Source organism: Streptosporangium sp. NPDC051022, from assembly GCF_040683035.1.
Taxonomy (GTDB): Bacteria; Actinomycetota; Actinomycetes; order Streptosporangiales; family Streptosporangiaceae; genus Streptosporangium.
Genome location: NZ_JBFBCF010000039.1, coordinates 1 through 15,935 on the forward strand (window position 1 = coordinate 1; position 15,935 = coordinate 15,935).

The 15,935-nt window shown below is 71.9% G+C and carries 15 protein-coding genes; 6 read left to right on the forward strand and 9 right to left on the reverse strand.

Annotated features, from left to right (window positions below):
- The 3 genes from AB0N02_RS40355 to dapA form a co-directional block, all read right to left on the reverse strand.
- A partial coding sequence (locus tag AB0N02_RS40355) for a DNA translocase FtsK 4TM domain-containing protein (protein WP_363958401.1) occupies nt 1-1,517 on the reverse strand: 1,517 nt, incomplete at its 3' end.
- A gap of 269 nt (nt 1,518-1,786) precedes the next feature.
- Nucleotides 1,787-3,472: a ribonuclease J gene (locus AB0N02_RS40360; RefSeq protein WP_363958404.1), complete on the reverse strand. Its 1,686-nt coding sequence runs from the start codon at nt 3,470-3,472 to the stop codon at nt 1,787-1,789.
- Nucleotides 3,473-3,627: 155 nt separating this feature from the next.
- Complete coding sequence (dapA, locus tag AB0N02_RS40365; RefSeq protein WP_363958406.1) at nt 3,628-4,554, reverse strand: 4-hydroxy-tetrahydrodipicolinate synthase; 927 nt, start codon at nt 4,552-4,554, stop codon at nt 3,628-3,630.
- Between the two features lie 374 nt (nt 4,555-4,928).
- Here dapA and AB0N02_RS40370 point away from each other — a divergent pair, with 374 nt between their 5' ends.
- Nucleotides 4,929-5,654: a GntR family transcriptional regulator gene (locus tag AB0N02_RS40370; protein WP_363958408.1), complete on the forward strand. Its 726-nt coding sequence runs from the start codon at nt 4,929-4,931 to the stop codon at nt 5,652-5,654.
- Nucleotides 5,655-5,756: 102 nt separating this feature from the next.
- Here AB0N02_RS40370 and AB0N02_RS40375 read toward each other — a convergent pair whose 3' ends face one another.
- Nucleotides 5,757-7,364 carry an FAD-dependent monooxygenase gene (locus AB0N02_RS40375; RefSeq protein ID WP_363958411.1) on the reverse strand — a complete coding sequence of 536 codons (1,608 nt, stop codon included), beginning with the start codon at nt 7,362-7,364 and terminating at the stop codon, nt 5,757-5,759.
- Nucleotides 7,365-7,442: 78 nt separating this feature from the next.
- On the opposite strand from AB0N02_RS40375, the gene AB0N02_RS40380 reads away from it, so the two are divergent.
- A complete protein-coding gene (locus AB0N02_RS40380) occupies nt 7,443-8,090 on the forward strand; it encodes a TetR/AcrR family transcriptional regulator (protein WP_363958414.1) in 648 nt (215 codons plus the stop codon).
- Nucleotides 8,091-8,133: 43 nt separating this feature from the next.
- On the opposite strand, the gene AB0N02_RS40385 is transcribed toward AB0N02_RS40380, so the two are convergent.
- From AB0N02_RS40385 to AB0N02_RS40405, 5 genes are all read right to left on the reverse strand, one after another.
- Nucleotides 8,134-8,574 carry a hypothetical protein gene (locus AB0N02_RS40385; RefSeq protein ID WP_363958416.1) on the reverse strand — a complete coding sequence of 147 codons (441 nt, stop codon included), beginning with the start codon at nt 8,572-8,574 and terminating at the stop codon, nt 8,134-8,136.
- Nucleotides 8,574-9,014 carry a helix-turn-helix transcriptional regulator gene (locus tag AB0N02_RS40390; protein ID WP_363958419.1) on the reverse strand — a complete coding sequence of 147 codons (441 nt, stop codon included), beginning with the start codon at nt 9,012-9,014 and terminating at the stop codon, nt 8,574-8,576. Before AB0N02_RS40390 ends, AB0N02_RS40385 begins: the two co-directional genes overlap by 1 nt.
- A 304-nt stretch (nt 9,015-9,318) precedes the next feature.
- Nucleotides 9,319-9,621: an antibiotic biosynthesis monooxygenase gene (locus tag AB0N02_RS40395; protein WP_363958631.1), complete on the reverse strand. Its 303-nt coding sequence runs from the start codon at nt 9,619-9,621 to the stop codon at nt 9,319-9,321.
- A gap of 256 nt (nt 9,622-9,877) precedes the next feature.
- Nucleotides 9,878-10,354 carry a peroxiredoxin gene (locus AB0N02_RS40400; RefSeq protein WP_363958422.1) on the reverse strand — a complete coding sequence of 159 codons (477 nt, stop codon included), beginning with the start codon at nt 10,352-10,354 and terminating at the stop codon, nt 9,878-9,880.
- Between the two features lie 400 nt (nt 10,355-10,754).
- Nucleotides 10,755-11,795 carry a DMT family transporter gene (locus AB0N02_RS40405; RefSeq protein WP_363958425.1) on the reverse strand — a complete coding sequence of 347 codons (1,041 nt, stop codon included), beginning with the start codon at nt 11,793-11,795 and terminating at the stop codon, nt 10,755-10,757.
- Between AB0N02_RS40405 and AB0N02_RS40410 the strand changes: the two genes are divergently transcribed.
- The 4 genes from AB0N02_RS40410 to AB0N02_RS40425 all read left to right on the forward strand — a co-directional run bounded on the left by AB0N02_RS40410 (nt 11,758) and on the right by AB0N02_RS40425 (nt 15,565).
- A complete protein-coding gene (locus AB0N02_RS40410) occupies nt 11,758-13,197 on the forward strand; it encodes a PLP-dependent aminotransferase family protein (protein WP_363958428.1) in 1,440 nt (479 codons plus the stop codon). The two genes, AB0N02_RS40405 and AB0N02_RS40410, sit on opposite strands and share 38 nt — an antisense overlap.
- Before the next feature lie 185 nt (nt 13,198-13,382).
- Entirely contained in the window at nt 13,383-13,904 is a 522-nt protein-coding gene (locus AB0N02_RS40415) for a CGNR zinc finger domain-containing protein (RefSeq protein ID WP_363958430.1), read from the forward strand.
- A 145-nt stretch (nt 13,905-14,049) separates the two neighbouring features.
- Complete coding sequence (locus tag AB0N02_RS40420; protein WP_363958433.1) at nt 14,050-14,661, forward strand: GNAT family N-acetyltransferase; 612 nt, start codon at nt 14,050-14,052, stop codon at nt 14,659-14,661.
- Nucleotides 14,662-14,686: 25 nt separating this feature from the next.
- Nucleotides 14,687-15,565, forward strand: a complete 879-nt coding sequence (locus AB0N02_RS40425; protein WP_363958436.1) for a 1,4-dihydroxy-2-naphthoate polyprenyltransferase — start codon at nt 14,687-14,689, stop codon at nt 15,563-15,565.
- Nucleotides 15,566-15,935: the final 370 nt, after the last annotated feature.

Sequence of the window (15,935 nt, forward strand, 5' to 3'; positions counted from 1 at the left end):
ATCGAGGAGATCAGGCCGTTGACGCAGACCGACTTACCGGCGCCGGTGGCGCCCGCGATGAGCAGGTGGGGCATCTTGGCCAGGTTGGCCACGATCGTGCGGCCCTCGACGTCCTTGCCGAGGCCGACGATCATCGGATGGTGGTCGGCCTGGGCCACCTGCGAGCGCAGGATGTCGCCCAGCGACACCAGGTCCTTGTCGGTGTTCGGGATCTCGACGCCGATCGCGGACTTGCCGGGGATGGGGCTGAGGATCCGTACGTCCGCCGACTTGACGGCGTAGGCGATGTTCCTCGTCAGCGCGGTGACCTTCTCCACCTTGACCGCGGGACCCAGCTCGATCTCGTAGCGCGTCACCGTGGGGCCCCGGGTGAACCCGATCACCTGGGCGTCGATGGAGAACTGCTCCATCACGCTGGTCAGCGCGTTGACCACGACGGTGTTGGCCTTGGTCTGCGGCTTCGGCGCGCTGCCCTGACGCAGGAACTGGATGTCCGGCAGGGTGTAGGAACCGGCCTGCGGGGACAGCACGAGCTGCTCCACCGTGCGCGGCGCCGGCGTCGGGGCGGGCGGCTCGGGGAGAGGCTGGACCGCCGTCGTCCCCTCCCCCGTCTCTCCCGCCTCCCCGGCGTCTCCCGCCGCCGCGGCCGTCTCGGCCAGCCCGGGAACGATCTCCGGGGAGTGGTCGGTGAGCTTGTCCTTCCCCTCGGTGACGAGGGGCGTGTCGTACGGCTTGACGGTGTCGCCGCCGTCCGGCCCCTCGGCGGGCTTCTTCCGCGCGGGCCGCCTGGCCGACCGGCTCGGCCTGGCCGGGGCGTCGCGGTCGAAGAGCATGTGCCTGATCTCGGTCAGCCGCTCCGGGATCCGGTGGACCGGCGTCGCGGTGATCACCAGGACGCCGAAGCCGGACAGGATCAGCAGCAGCGGGATCGTGATGAACGCGGGCAGGATGCTCGCCGGGGGCGCGGAGACGATGAAGCCGACCATGCCGCCCGCGGCCGAGACCTTGTCCATGCCGTCGGAGGGGCCTCCCGACGGGTAGGGCGTGTCGTGCACGACGTGCACGACACCCAGCAGGCCGATCATGAGCGCGGACCACCCGATGCTCATCCGCCCGGTGTCGGCGTTCTGGTCGGGATGGCGCAGCAGACGCCAGGCCAGCAGCGCCAGCAGAACCGGGACCAGCCAGGCCAGCGACCCGAACACCCCGCGCATCGCCGCGTTGACCACTTCGGAGACCGTGCCCGTCGTCTCCCGCCAGAGAATTGCCGCCAGCGCGATCGCCCCGGAGAACACCGCGAGCCCGAGCCCGTCGCGGCGGTGCACCGGATCCAGCTCCCGGGCGTTCTGTCCGAGGGCCCGTGCCGCGCTGCCGACGCCGCCCGCCAGGAGCATCCACACGCCCATGAACAGCTTGCCGATCATGGTGAAGACCCAGCCGATCGGGTCGGGCTGTGCGGGGGCGGGCCTGCGGGCCTGGGGCGCGGGCTTCGCCCGTGCCGTGGTGACCCGCTTCACGGGGGCCGTACGGGACGAGGAAGCCCCGGACCGGCCCGGTGTCCCCTTGGCGGGGGGCTTGCCTGAAGCGCCTTTAGACGTACGGGTGGCCATGCTAGCGAGGCTAACGAGGCGAACGGCGGATGGCGCGTAGGCTCGCCGGGAACCGGACGGCCTTGTCCGGGGCGCTCCGCGGCACCGTACGGCGGACGGGCGAACGGACGGGCGGCGACGAACCGGACAGGCGACGGACCGTACGGCGGCCGGGGAGCCGCCGTACGGTGGGCTGATCAGACCTCGATCACCACGGGAATGATCATCGGGCGGCGGCGGTAGGTGTCGCTCACCCAGCGCCCGACGGTCCTGCGGACCACCCGGCGGATCTGCTGGATGTCCACGACGCCGTCGGCCGCGTTGTCCTCCAGCGCCTTCTCGATCTGCGGGAGGACCTCGACGAGCCGGTCGGGGTCGATGCCCGACCCGCGGGCGTGGATCTCCGGGCCGCCGGTCAGCTTGCCGGTGCCGGTGTCGACGACCACGACGATGGAGATGAAGCCCTCCTCGCCCAGGATCCGCCGATCCTTCAGCGCGAAGTCGGTGACGTCGCCCACCGAGGTGCCGTCCACGTAGACGTACCCGGCGGGCACCGCTCCCACGATCCTCGCCCGGCCGTCGAGCAGGTCCACCACGACGCCGTCCTCGGCGATCACGATGTGGTCCTCCGGCACCCCGGTCAGCGCGGCGAGCTTGGCGTGAGCCCTCAGGTGACGCCACTCGCCGTGCACCGGCATGAAGTTGGACGGCCGGGTCAGGTTGAGCACGTAGAGCAGCTCGCCCGCGGCGGCGTGCCCGGAGACGTGCACCTTCGCGTTGCCCTTGTGCACCACGCGGGCGCCCCAGCGGGTCAGCCCGTTGATCACCTTGTTGACGGCCGTCTCGTTGCCGGGCACCAGCGAGGAGGCCAGCAGCACGGTGTCGCCCTCGGCGATCCGGATCGGGTGGTCGCGGTTGGCCATGCGCGACAGCGCCGCCATCGGCTCGCCCTGGGACCCGGTGCAGATCAGCACCACGTCCTCCGGCGGCCAGCCCTCGATCTCCTTGGAGTCGACGATGACGCCCGGCGACACCCTCAGGTAGCCGAGGTCCCTGGCGACGCCCATGTTGCGGACCATGGAGCGGCCGACCAGCGCGACCTTGCGGCCGTGCTTCTCCGCGGAGTCGATGACCTGCTGGACTCGGTGGATGTGGGAGGCGAAGCTCGCCACGATGATGCGCTTCTCCGCGGTGCGGATCACCTCGTCGATGACCGGGGCGATCTCCCGCTCGCTGGTGACGAAGCCCGGCACCTCGGCGTTGGTCGAGTCCGACATCAGCAGGTCGACGCCCTCGGCGCCGAGCCTGGCGAACCCTCCCAGGTCCGTCAGCCGGCCGTCGCTGGGCAGCTGGTCCATCCGGAAGTCCCCGGTGTGCAGCACGATGCCCGCCGGCGTCCTGACGGCCACGGCCAGCGCGTCCGGGATCGAGTGGTTGACCGCCAGGAACTCGGTCTCGAACGGCCCGAAGCGGCGCCGCTCTCCCTCGACGACCTCGACCTTCACCGGCTGGATGCGGTGCTCGGTGAGCTTCGCCTCGATCAGTGCCAGCGTCAGCCTCGAGCCCACGATCGGGATGTCACGACGCTCCCGGAGGAGGTACGGCACGGCACCGATGTGGTCCTCGTGCGCGTGCGTCAGCACGACCGCCTCGATGTCGTCCAGGCGGTCCCTGATGTACTCGAAGTCGGGCAGGATCAGGTCGACGCCCGGCTGCTCGGGATCGGGGAACAGCACCCCGCAGTCGACGATCAGCAGGCGGCCTTCGTACTCGAAGACCGCCATGTTGCGGCCGATCTCGCCGAGGCCGCCGAGCGCGACGATGCGCAGCGCGCCTTCGGGAAGCTCTGGCGGCGGTCCGAGTTCGGGATGGGGGTGACTCATCCGGTCACACCTCTCTGGTAGGTGACGGCGCTTCCCCGGAGTGTCTGGACTGCTCCCTCGCCGAGCACTCCGACCGTTGGCGCACCGCTATGTCCTCTGTCGCTCAAACTTTCCTTCCTCCCCAATGCGACCGGCGACGGTCGCCACGTTTCCGCTCATGACACAACTCCGTCGGGCAGCTTCACGCCGCCCGCGGCCAAGTCTTCTCTCAGCAGCGCGACCTGCTCCTCCGTGGCCTCGGCCAGGGGCGCCCGCACCGGTCCCGCGGACCGTCCCACCAGGGTCAGCGCCGCCTTCGCCATGATCGCACCACCGGCTCGCATCATGATTCCCGAGACCACGGGCAGCAGCCTGCGGTGGACGGCGAGCGCGCCCGAGACGTCGCCCGAGCGGTACAGCTCCATCATCGTGGCGATCTCCGCGCCCACGACGTGCCCGACGACGCTGACGCACCCCGCGGCCCCGACCGAGACCCACGGCAGGTTGAGCGTGTCGTCACCCGAGTAGAAGGCCAGCCCTGTGGCCGCCATCACCTGCGATCCGGCGAACAGGTCGGCCTTGGCGTCCTTCACCGCGACGATCCGCTCGTGCCGGGCCAGCCGCACGAGAGTACCGGTCTCGATCGGCACGCCGCTGCGGCCCGGGATGTCGTAGAGCATGACCGGCAGGCCCGTGGCGTCGGCCACGGCGGTGAAGTGGCGGTAAAGCCCCTCCTGCGGGGGCTTGCTGTAGTAGGGCGTCACCACCAGGAGGCCGTGGGCCCCGGCGCGCTCGGCGGCCTCGGCCAGCTCGACGCTGTGGCGGGTGTCGTTCGTGCCCGCCCCAGCGACGACGGTGGCGCGGTCGCCGACCTCCTCGACGACGGCGCGCAGCAGGCGCTCCTTCTCCTCGTCCGAGGTGGTCGGGGACTCTCCCGTGGTGCCGCTCACGACGAGGCCGTCGTTGCGCTGCTCGTCCACGAGGTAGGCGGCAAGACGCCGTGCTCCGTCATAGTCGACCGCTCCGTCGCCGGTGAAGGGCGTGACCATGGCGGTCAGCATGCGGCCGAAAGGGGCGTCAGAGGTTCCAGTTGGCGCTGCCATAAACCGAACGCTACCCGGATCCGCAGAAACGGTGGACCTCGCCACCCCGCCCGGTCTCCGTACCCCGGCGGACCCGGGGGCGAACGCTCCCCCGCGCGGCCCTCCGCACACCGCCCGCGCGAGCCCGTGGCGCCGCCGGATGTCGCGAGGGTAAAACGATGAAGAGGCCGCCGATATGTGCTCGGGGGTACACACATCGACGACCTCTGTAGTTGAATCGCGGACTCTTACGCGGGCGTTACACGGTCTCTGAGATATTTTCAGGCGCTTCCCGAGCCCCGCAAAGTTGGAGCTCCAAATTGCCGCCATTACCGTGAGTTGTCCATCGAATACGTCAGGATGGGACGACGCCTGTCGAACTCAGGGATGGACACGTGGCAAGCTCCGATCCGGTCTACCTGCGCGTCGTCGCCGATATCCGCCGCCAGATCGTCGACGGCTCCCTTCCCCCCGGCGCGCCGATCCCCTCCCGCGCCCAGCTGACCCGCAAGTACGGCGTCGGCGAGACGGCCGCCCGCCACGCGCTGCGGGTGCTCGCCGCCGAAGGCCTGATCGTCGGCCGTGTCGGCTCGGGCCACTACGTCAGGGCCAGGCCCGTGCTGCAGCCGCTGCACCGCTGGCGCTATCACGACCACCACGCCCCCTTCGGCACCGACATCCAGTCGCAGGGCACCCGCGCCACCTGGGAGCGGCGGGCCGAACACGCCGAGGCGCCCGCCGACATCGCCCAGCGCCTGCGCCTGGACGACTCCGCGCCCGTGATCCGCGTCCACTACGTCTTCCGCGGCGACGGCAGGCCCGTCCAGCTCGCCACCTCGTACGAGCCCGCCGAGTTCGGCGAGACCGCCTTCGAGGAGAACCCCCGCGGCCTGGTCTCCCGCCTGTCGGCCCTCGGTGTGAAGATCACCGAGATCGTGGAGCAGGTCTACACCCGCGTGCCCCAGCCCGCCGAGAGCGACGTCCTGGCCCTGCCCGCGGGCGTGCACGTCCTGCACGTGGAGCGCACCCACTGGGCCGGTGACCGCCCGGTCGAGACCAGCGACATCGTCATCCCCGGCGACCGTTTCCGCCTGGTCTACAGCCACTCCCCGCAGCCCTGAGCTCGGCGGTCGCGCCGGCCCGCCGTGTCCGGGCGGGCCGGGGCCCAGGCGCCGGGGTACGGCCTCCTCGCGCCCCTCAGGGCGGCCGAGGCTCCGCGGCGGTCAGGATGACGTCCGCGCCGTTCCCGCGTGGGCCGGGGCGGGTGCGCCGAACCAGGTGGACAGGGCCGTCTCCAGCGCGGCCGGATCCACCCGGCCCGCGTCGGCGGCCCAGGCGACGAAGCCGTCGGGCCTCAGGAGCACACCGGCCAGCTCCGGGCGTTCCGGCAGGGCCTCGGCGACCACCTTCACCCTGTCCCGGTGACCGCCGACCAGGGCGCCCAGTTCCCCGGACGGGTCCAGCAGCAGCCCGCCGCCCCCGTGGAGGTGGTCGGCGAGCCTGCTCCCGTCGGCCAGTTCCAGGTCGGGGGCACTGGCGCCGACCAGGGGGTGGTCTCCGGCGAGGTCGTAGCGGTGCCAGACCCCGGAGATCTTCTTGACGAGGTAGGTGGTGCCGGTGACGGTCCCGGCCAGGTCGGCCACCACCGCGCGCAGCGCCCTGGCGTGGGGGTCGGGACGCATCAGTGCGATCTGGGCGCGCGTCCAGTCGAGCACCCAGGCCCCGATGGGGTGGCGTTCGGCGGTGTAGGTGTCCAGCAGTCCCTCGGGGGCCCGGCCGCGCACGGTCGCGGCGAGCTTCCAGCCGAGGTTGACCGCGTCTCCGATGCCGAGGTTCAGCCCCTGGCCGCCGAAGGGCGAATGGACGTGGGCGGCGTCACCGGCCAGCAGCACCCGCCCCATCCGGTAGGTGGTCGCCTGGCGGGCGTTGTCGGTGAAGCGGGTCGCGGTCCTGACCTTGGTCACGACGACCTCCGTCCCGCTGACGTTCCTGATCGCGGCCTGCAGTTCGGCCGCGGTGACGGGGACCGTGCGGTCGGCCGGGGCGCCGCCGAACTCGGCGGTGAGGATACGGCCGGGCATCGGGCCGTGCGCGTAGATCCCGGTGGGGGTGACCTGCCAGCCGGCCCCCAGCTCCTGCGCCCCCTCCATCTCCACCATGGCCTGGTAGGCGGTGATCTCGGGGTCGGTGCCGGGGAAGTCGAACCCGGCGAGTTTGCGCACCGTACTCCTGCCTCCGTCACAGCCCACCAGCCAGCGGCCCCGGACCGGCCCCTCGCTCGTCGCGACCGTCACCCCGTCCGCGTCGGTCTCGAAGCCGGTCAGCTCGACGCCCCGGCGCACCTCGATCCCGAGCTCGGCGGCACGCAGGCCGAGAATCGCCTCCAGCTGCTGCTGGGCGACCAGGCCGACCTCGTCGGCGGGCCCGTGCCCGGTCAGGTCGGGGTCGGACGGGTCGAGCAGGTCGGCGCCGAGCATGATCGCCGCGAAGTGGCCCGCGAACCTCGGCGGCGTCCGGAGGCTCTTTCCCCCGGACTCCCCGGAACCCTCCGCTGAGTTCTCTCCCGAGTTCTCCGCCGAGGATCGCTGCCGCCCGAAGGCGGCGACCCGCGCCATGTTCTCCTCCTGTGCCTTCCGCAACGCGGGCAGCAGGCCGCGCCGGTAGAGCGCCTCCACGCTGGGGGTGGTGAGCGCCCCCGCCTTGACGGTCGGGTCCATCTCGGTCAGCCGCTCCAGCACCACGACCGAGACACCGCCGATCGCCAGCTCGCAGGCCAGCATCAGCCCCACCGGGCCGCCCCCGGCCACCACAACGTCGACGTCGTACGACATGCCACACCCCTCGGAGGTTTCAGTACCGTCGATAAAAACTTACTTCGACTATAAGTTTTTATCAACTATAGTTCCCCCGTGGGCAACGAACCGGGACTCCGCGAGCGGAAGAAACAGCAGACGCGCAAGACGATCTCCGACATGGCCACGGTGCTCTTCGCCCAGCGCGGCTTCGACAACGTCACGGTCGCCGAGGTGGCCGAGGCGGCCAACGTCTCGACGAAAACGGTCTTCAACTACTTCCCCCGCAAGGAAGATCTCTTCCTCGACCGTTTTCCCGAGGCCGCCGAGCTGATCACCAGGGCGATCCGGGAACGACCTCCGGGCGAGGAGCCGCTCACCGCGCTGCGCCGCCTGCTGCTGGAGCTCGTACGGCAGCGCCATCCCCTCTGCGGGCTCGACGAGCGCTACCGGCTCTTCTGGCAGGTCGTACTGGACTCCCCCGCGCTACGGGCACGGGCCAGGGAACTGGTGAACGAACTGGAGAAGCTGCTCGGCTCGCTACTGGCCGAGGCGGCGGACGCCGCCCCCGACGACCCGTGGTCCCGGGTGACCGCCGCCCTGATCGTCTCGGCCTTCCGCACGAGCTACGCCATCGGCGTCGGCAGGATCCTCGCGGGCGACTCCGCCGACGCCGTCATCGGAGACCACACCGCCCTGCTGATCCGCTCCTTCGACACCCTGGAGCGGGCGGTGGCCCCCGGTGCCCCCGACGCCCCCCGCTGACTCCCCACCGACCCACCGACCCACCGATCCCCGCTCCGCGCGGTCATCGGTCGCCGAGACCTGCCCGGACTCCGAAGGTCACCGAGGCGAGATCGTCACCGTCCACCTCCAGCGTCCAGGTGTACCGTCCCGGACCGAGCGGAAGCGAGGGCACGCTGACGGCGAAGCCGGAGTGGATCTCGGGGTTCTCCGCGCGCTCGCGGTCCCGTCCCTCTCCCAGGTCGACGACGAGTGTGCCGCCGAACCTGAGCGCCCCCTCCTCCCCGGCGAAGGGCGTCCTGACGGGTTCTCCGTCGCCGTCGACCAGGCGGAGGGTGAAGGCGTGCTCCGCCTTCGCCTCCTCCCAGGGCACGCGCAGGAATCCGGCGACCGCCATGGGAGGGACCTGCGGCCCGGTCAGCGACCATCCGGCGCCCAGCATGTTGATCTTTCCGGTCGCCCGGTCGACACCGGCCGAGTCGCAGAGCACGAGGAAACCCCGCATCAGCCGGCCGTTCGCACGAGATCCACGTTCACGATCCCGCCCGTCACGCCGCCACCGGTCGCGCGGAGGTGCCCTCCGTCGTCGAGACGGACGCACGCCACGGCGGAGGCCCGCGTCGCGGCTCCCGGATCGACCGGCGAGACGCCCTCCGGGTCGCCCGGCGCGCACACGAAGTGCGTCACGTCGGCACCGATGGCGAGGGCGTAGCGCCGGATCGTGGAAAGGTGGGGATCACCGCCCAGACGTTCGAAATCCGAGATCGCCGGCTGGCTGCGGCTCATGCGCTCGGCGACCTGCGCCTGAGTGAGACCGCGCGCCCGGCGCAACCGGACCAGGCTCCGGATGAGCCGCACGTCACGCTCGACCGCCCGGAGCTCACGCCGCGTCTCGGGGGCGTCCGGATCGATGCCGAGCAGTTCGGCGGTGTGCGGGTCGATCACGATCGGTCTCCTCATATCGGCTTTGCCTTATATTCTGGCCCAGCCGACCGACCGGCCGCCTCCGAGAAACCTCACGGCCCGCGTTCCGCCCCCGTTCCCCTTACCGGGAAACCGGTCCCCTGCCCCGGCTCTCCCGCCACCGCCCCGCCTCCGGGACGCCGTCCGGGACGTTCGCGCGGGTACGGCGCGGCCCGCCCCGGAGGCGGGCCGCGGCGCGAGCGGCACAGGACGCGACAGAGGTGACAGGGGTGACAGGGGGAACCTGACGGAACCGGAGCGGGGGGAGCAGTCCCCTGTCCGGCCCCTATCCGGGCAGCTTCGCGGCCAGAATGTTCAGTTTGTTGACGGCCGGAGGCTTCGCGAAGAGCTTCGGGGTCTGTTCCGTGAGCGCCTCGGCGATCCGGCCGGTCAGGTGGGCCTCGCGGCTCGCCTCGTCGGGGAAGGCGTCGAAAACGGCGAAGGTCGTCGTCCCCAGGCGAATCGCGAACCACGCCGTCGTGCCGGGTTCCGCCTCGGCGAGCGTGAGCCCGTCTTTGAGGAAGCCCTCCACCTCCTCCTCCTTGCCGGGCTTGGCTTCGAGCAGCACGAACAGTCCCAAGGTGACCATGTATCCTCCCGCCGGATCGGCGCAGGTTTCGCCGTCTTCCCCCAGCGTCTCCACCTCATGACCACGGCTACACCGCGTGCTCGCCCGGAGCCTCTAAAAGATCTGTCCGGTCACGCCCGCGCGCCCGAGTCCGCCCGTCTCCGGACCCGCCCGCGTCCCGCCCGTCCGCAGGCCTCCCATGGGCCTCCGTGGGCCTCTGCGGGCCTCTGCGGGCCTCCGCCGTTCGTCCGGGACCGTCCCCTCCCGCGGTGTCCCGTCACTCCCGCGCCCGCGCCCGCAGGACCTCCAGGGCCCTGTCGGCGTGGGAGAGCATGCTGGTCTCGCTGTGGACCACCTCGAGAAGGCGGCGGTCGACGTCGATGACGAAGGTCATCCGGCGGGTGAGGAACGGCCCGACCGCGAAGCTGCGGCGGGCGCCGAGCTTGCGGGCCACGGTGCCGTCCGGGTCGGAGAGCAGCGGGAAGCCCAGCTCGTAGGTCTCGGAGAACAGCCTCTGCCGGGCGACGGCGTCCCGGCTGATCCCCACCGGGGTCGCGCCGACCTCGGTGAACTCCGCCGCCAGGTCCCGGAAGTGGCAGCTCTCCGCCGTGCATCCCGTGGTCATCGCCGCCGGGTAGAAGAACAGCACCACCGGCCCCTTGGCGAGCAGGTCGCTGAGCCGCCGTGCCGTACCGGTCTCGTCGAGGAGTTCGAAATCCTCGACCACGTCTCCGACCGCGAGGCCTCCAGCCACGACATGTCCTCCCTGCGTCGACGAAAGGGCCCGCACCGCTCTCGCCCGCCCGTCCCTGTGAGGGGCGGGAGACGAAAGGCCGGTACCGATCCCATTGTGGGTCCCGCCGTCCGGCGGGGAGCAGCCCCAGGGCGCCATCACCCCGCATTGTCCGCCGGGAAGCCGACGCCGGGAAGGGGGGCACGCGAACATCACCGTCCATTCCCCGGCGCCGAGACCCCCAACCGCTCCGGGGCTCTCGACGACTCCGGAATCGGCCACCCAACAGGTGACGAACGTGACGTGCCGGCCCCCGACGGCACGGAAGAGACCTGACGGCGCGGAAAGGCCCCCGCGCGGCACGGGACCGGAACCGGGACCGGCGCGGCGTGGGAGGGGGCCGGCGACGCGGCGGAGGACCTCAGGAACGTGCCCGCTGGCTCATGGCGACGCACGCGGCCACGGCCAGCGCGGCGCCCACCGTCACCGGCTCGAACGGCTCGCCCAGCAGGAGCCAGGCCCACAGCAGGGTGAGCAGCGGCTGGGCGAGCTGGGTCTGCCCGGCACGGGCGATACCGCCCGCGGCCAGCCCCGCGTACCAGGGAATGAAGCCGAGGAACATCGAGATCAGGCCCACGTAGGCGAACCCGGCCAGTGACGCCGCGTCCGGCCGTACCTGCGTGGTCAGTGCCAGCACGACCGTCACCGGAACGGTGAGCGGGGCGGCGACGACGAGGGCGTAGGAGATCACCCGCCAGCCGGGGGTCTCGCGGGCCAGGCGCCCTCCCTCGGTGTAGCCGACGGCGGCCGACAGCAGCGCCGCGACGAGCAGCAGGTCGGCGCCGGTGACGTGGCCGCCGCCCCGGCCGACGGTGAAGGCGGTGATCGACAGGGCGCCCAGGCCGCAGGCGGCCCAGAACAGCGGTCTGGGCCGCTCCCCGCCCCGCACGACGGCGCAGACGGCGGTGGCCGCGGGCAGCAGCCCGACGACGACCGCGGCGTGCGAGGTGTCGGCACCGCCGTCGAGCGCCAGCCCGCTGAAGATCGGGAATCCGAACACCACCCCGGCCGCGATGACGAGATAGGACCGGAGCCGGGACCGGGGCGGCAGCAGCGGCACCCTCGCCACCAGCAGGAACACCAGCGCCGCGGCGGCCGCGATCACGGCGCGCCCCACCGCCACGAGATAGGGGTCGAACCCCTCCATCGCGAAGACCGTCGCCGGGAAGGACCCGGAGAACGACAGCACTCCGAGACCGGCGAGGAGGGTGCCGCGCCACGCCGCACTCCCCGGTGCCGCACTCCCCGATGACGTATTCCCCGGTGACGCGCTCCCGGGCGGGGCGGTCCCTGAGATCACGGTCCCCGGGCGGGCGGAGAGGATCGCTACTCGACCCGAATGGATAGCGCTATCATCATTCTTCATGAATGACGATAGCAGTATCGTCCGTTTGGCGGCCATCCTCCGGGACCAGGCGGACCGGCTGCGTCCGGGCGACAGACTGCCGTCGAGCCGGGAGCTGATGCGGGTCCACGGCGTGAGCCCGGTGACCGTGTCCCGGGCGCTGGGCAGGCTCGCCGCCGAGGGGCGGGTGGTCATCAGGCCGGGGAGCGGGACCTACGTCGCCCCCGCCGTCGCGCGGGCCGACACATCGGCGGACCTGTCCTGGCAGACGGTCGCACTCGGCGACCGGGTGATCGACGACACCGAGGTGAGCGTCCTGCTGACTCCCCCGCCCGAGGGGGTCATCCCGCTCACCGGCGGCTACCTCAACCCGGTCCTGTGCCCCGCGAAGGCCCTGTCCGGCGCGGCCTGCCGGGCGCTGCGGCGTCCCGGCGTCTGGGAGATGCCACCCCTGACCGGGCTCGCCGAGCTGCGCAGGTGGTTCGCGCACGAGGTCGGCGGCGACGTCACCCCCTCGGACGCCCTCGTCGTCAGCGGGGGCCAGTCCGCCCTCACCCACACCCTGCGCGCCCTCTCCGCGCCGGGCACGCCCGTGCTGGTCGAGACCCCGACCTATCCGGGTGTGCTCGCCGCCGCCCGCACCGCCGGGGTGCGGGCGACGGCCGTACCCATGGACCGGGACGGGGTGCGGCCCGAGCTTCTCGCCGAGGCGTTCGCCGTCACGGGCGCGCGGGTCTTCTACTGCCAGCCCACCCTGCACAACCCCACCGGCGCGACGCTCCCCCTCGAACGGCGGCGGCAGGTGCTCGCGATCGCGCGGGCGGCGGGAGCGTTCGTCGTCGAGGACGACTACGCCAGATACTTCACGACGGCCCCGGTTCCGCCGCCGCTGGCCGCGCTGGACACCCACGGCACCGTCGTGCACGTCAACTCGCTCACCAAGGTCCTGTCGCCCAACATGCGCGTCGCGGGCGTCGTCGCCCGCGGCCCCGCCGCGCGACGGCTGCGGGCGAGCCAGATCGTGGAGTCGTTCTTCGTCGCCAGGCCCCTGCAGGAGACGGCGCTGGAGTTCGTCGGCTCGCCCGCCTGGGGGCGCCATCTGAGCACGCTGACCACCGAGCTCACGGCCCGCCGCGACGCCCTCGCCGCCGCGCTGACCTCCCTGGCGCCCGCCGCCGAGATCCACCTCATTCCCGCGGGCGGCCTGCACCTGTGGGTACGGCTGCCGCCCGACCTGGACGAGGACGCCGTGGTCGAGACGGCGAGACGGGCGGGCGTCCTGGTCAGCCAGGGACGCATCTACTACCCGGCCGAACCCCCGGGCCCCAGGATCCGGGTGACCCACTCGGCGGCCGTCCACCTGGCGGAGCTGGGCGAGGGGGTCCGGCGGCTGGCGACGGCGCTGGAGACGGTGATGGAGACGTCTCCGGGGGGAGGCGGCTCACGCACCCTTCCGTGAGCCTTCCCTGAGCCTTCCGTGAGCCTTCCGTGAGCCTTCCGTGAGCGCGGGAACCCCGCTGACATGCGGGGATTCGCCGTTCGACACCGTCGAAACGGCTGTGTAGGTGTCTGGAAAAACACAACCTCCTACTGCCGTACAGTGGTTTCGGAGCCGTACAGTGGTTTCGAAGAGGTGAATGACCCATGAGCAACCCTTCCGACCTGGTGTGCGACTTCGTGAACACCTACGACGTGGAGAGCGGCACCGACTCGATCCCGTCGCCCGCCGCGCTGACCGCCTGGCTCGGCAGGCGCGACCTCATCGGGCCGGGCGACACCGCGGGCGACACCGACGTGATCATGGCCGCCGACCTTCGCGAGTCGCTGCGCGCGGCGCTGCGCCACAACCACGACCGCGACCAGGAGGCGGGATCGCCCCAATCGTTCGCGACACTCCCGTTGCGGGTCACCCTGACGGCGGCCGGCCCGGTCCTCGAACCGGTCTCGACGGGGGTGCCCGGCGGGCTGGCCAGAATCGCGGCCGCCGTGATGAGCGCGCACGCCGACGGCATGTGGCCGAGGCTCAAGGTCTGCACGGAGAGCACCTGCCAGTGGGCCTTCGTCGACTCCTCCAAGAACCGCTCACGCTCTTGGTGCTCGATGAAAGTGTGCGGCAATCGCACCAAGACCAGGGCATACCGGGCGCGCCGTCAGACCGAGACATAGCCACGTCATCTCCGAGTCGGATTCCCCGATACGGTGTAGGGGCTGCCTCACGGATCCACCCGCCTGATGCCCGCTCGCGTGGCACGAGACTCGCGAGGCGGCGTGTTCAAGGCGACGGCAGACGGCAGAGAAGGAGCGGGCCTAGATGGCAGACGTAGGCGTGCGGGCGGCTCGGCACGATGATGTCGCCGCGGTGGCGAGCACCCAGATCCGCGCCTGGAAGTACGGATACCGGGATTTCCTTCCCGAAGGGCCGCTGGAGCAGATGACCGGCGCCGCGGCCGAGGACCTCTGGCGGCGGCAGTGGGACGAGGCGATCGTCTCCCCTCCCAGCCGCCGTCACCGGGTGCTGGTCGCGGTCGAGCGGGTCATCCTGGACACTGACGCCTTCCCCGCCCTCGGTCCCGGCGGCATCGAGGCCGCCGCGGCGTCCCGGGGCTCGGAGCGGGTCGTCGGGCTGGCCTCGCACGCCCCCACCGAGGACCCCGACCTCGACCCGACCACGACCGGCGAGATGCTCACCTTCCTCGTGGACCCCGACCACGTCCGGCGCGGCCACGGCAGCCGCCTGCTGAACGCCACGGTCGACCACCTCAGAGAAGACGGCTACCACACCATCGTGACCTGGGCCTTCGCCGACAACTACGCGCTGCTGGGGTTCCTGGAGTCAGCGGGCTGGGGCGAGGACGGCGCCGAGCGGGTGCTGCACATCGGCCGCTCCGTGCGGATGGTCCGCCTGGCCACCGACATCAGCTAGACCCGGAGAGGAAGCTCGCAACGCCATGGCCACCCCGAGCCAGTGGATCGCCGGAGCTCGTCCGCGCACCCTCCCCGCCGCCGTCGTCCCGGTCGCCGTCGGCACCGGCGCCGCGATCGGCCACGGCGGCGCGGTGTGGTGGCGGGCCCTGCTCGCCCTGTTCGTGGCGCTCGCACTGCAGGTGGGCGTGAACTACGCCAACGACTACAGCGACGGCGTGCGCGGCACCGACGACGAGCGGGTCGGCCCGATGCGCCTGGTCGGCTCGAAGGCCGCGGCGCCCCACGAGGTGCTCGCCGCGGCCTTCGGCTGCTTCCTGGCCGCGGCCGTGGCCGGGCTGGTCCTGGTCGTGGCCACCGGGGCATGGTGGTTGCTGCTGATCGGCGCGGCCTCGATCGCGGCGGCCTGGTTCTACACCGGGGGCTCACGGCCGTACGGCTACCGCGCGCTCGGCGAGATCTCGGTGTTCGTGTTCTTCGGCCTGGTCGCGGTGGCGGGCACCACGTTCGTGCAGCTCGAATCGCTGCCGTGGACGGCGCTCGTGGCCTCGGTCCCGGTGGGCCTGCTGGCCTGCGCGATGCTGGTGGTCAACAACCTGCGCGACATCGTGACCGACGGCCCGGCGGGCAAGCGCACCATGGCCGTGGTGCTCGGCGACAGCCGGACCCGCACCCTCTACACCCTCTGCCTGGTGCTGCCGCTGGCCGTCGCGCTGGCCATGGCGCCGTGGCAGCCGTTCACCGCGCTGGCCGTACTCGCCGCCCCTCTCGCGCTCGCCCCGGTCAAGGCCGTCAGGGAGGGCGCCACCGGCCCCGCGCTGATCGCGACGCTCCAGCAGACCGGCCGTTTCCAGCTCGTCTACGGCCTGCTGTTCACCGTCGGCCTCGCCCTGAACGCCCTCTGACCTTCTCCCTCCGTCCTCGCTGACTTCTCCCCTTCCCGTTTCCCCGCCCTCCCGTTTCCCCGCCCCCGTTGACATCCTCCTCGCCCGCTCTGGCCGACGTCCTCCTCACCCTGAACGCCGGCGGCATCGCCCCGGGCACCGGATCCTCCACGGCACCGGTACGGCGGGCGCCGGCGCGAACCTCGCCGGTGCCGGTGAGCGGCGCGCGGCCCGGTGAACCGGCGGCTCGGTGAACCGGCGGCTCGGTGGAGCCGGTTTCGGGCATCGTGCGCGGCAGAGTCTCCTGGCGCATAGCCTGGGCCCGTGGGCGAGCCTGACACGCCTTCTGGATCGCCCTCACAGGGCTTGCGTGACGCCCCCCCATGAGGCG

What these genes read in the sequence shown, in the direction of transcription:
- AB0N02_RS40360 (WP_363958404.1), bottom strand. Translation starts at nt 3,472, where the DNA reads ATGAGTCACCCCCATCCCGAACTCGGACCGCCGCCAGAGCTTCCCGAA.
- dapA (WP_363958406.1), bottom strand. Translation starts at nt 4,554, where the DNA reads ATGGCAGCGCCAACTGGAACCTCTGACGCCCCTTTCGGCCGCATGCTG.
- AB0N02_RS40375 (WP_363958411.1), bottom strand. Translation starts at nt 7,364, where the DNA reads ATGTCGTACGACGTCGACGTTGTGGTGGCCGGGGGCGGCCCGGTGGGG.
- AB0N02_RS40385 (WP_363958416.1), bottom strand. Translation starts at nt 8,574, where the DNA reads ATGCGGGGTTTCCTCGTGCTCTGCGACTCGGCCGGTGTCGACCGGGCG.
- AB0N02_RS40395 (WP_363958631.1), bottom strand. Translation starts at nt 9,621, where the DNA reads ATGGTCACCTTGGGACTGTTCGTGCTGCTCGAAGCCAAGCCCGGCAAG.
- AB0N02_RS40410 (WP_363958428.1), top strand. Translation starts at nt 11,758, where the DNA reads ATGAATGACGATAGCAGTATCGTCCGTTTGGCGGCCATCCTCCGGGAC.
- AB0N02_RS40405 (WP_363958425.1), bottom strand. Translation starts at nt 11,795, where the DNA reads ATGGCCGCCAAACGGACGATACTGCTATCGTCATTCATGAAGAATGAT.
- AB0N02_RS40415 (WP_363958430.1), top strand. Translation starts at nt 13,383, where the DNA reads ATGAGCAACCCTTCCGACCTGGTGTGCGACTTCGTGAACACCTACGAC.
- AB0N02_RS40420 (WP_363958433.1), top strand. Translation starts at nt 14,050, where the DNA reads ATGGCAGACGTAGGCGTGCGGGCGGCTCGGCACGATGATGTCGCCGCG.
- AB0N02_RS40425 (WP_363958436.1), top strand. Translation starts at nt 14,687, where the DNA reads ATGGCCACCCCGAGCCAGTGGATCGCCGGAGCTCGTCCGCGCACCCTC.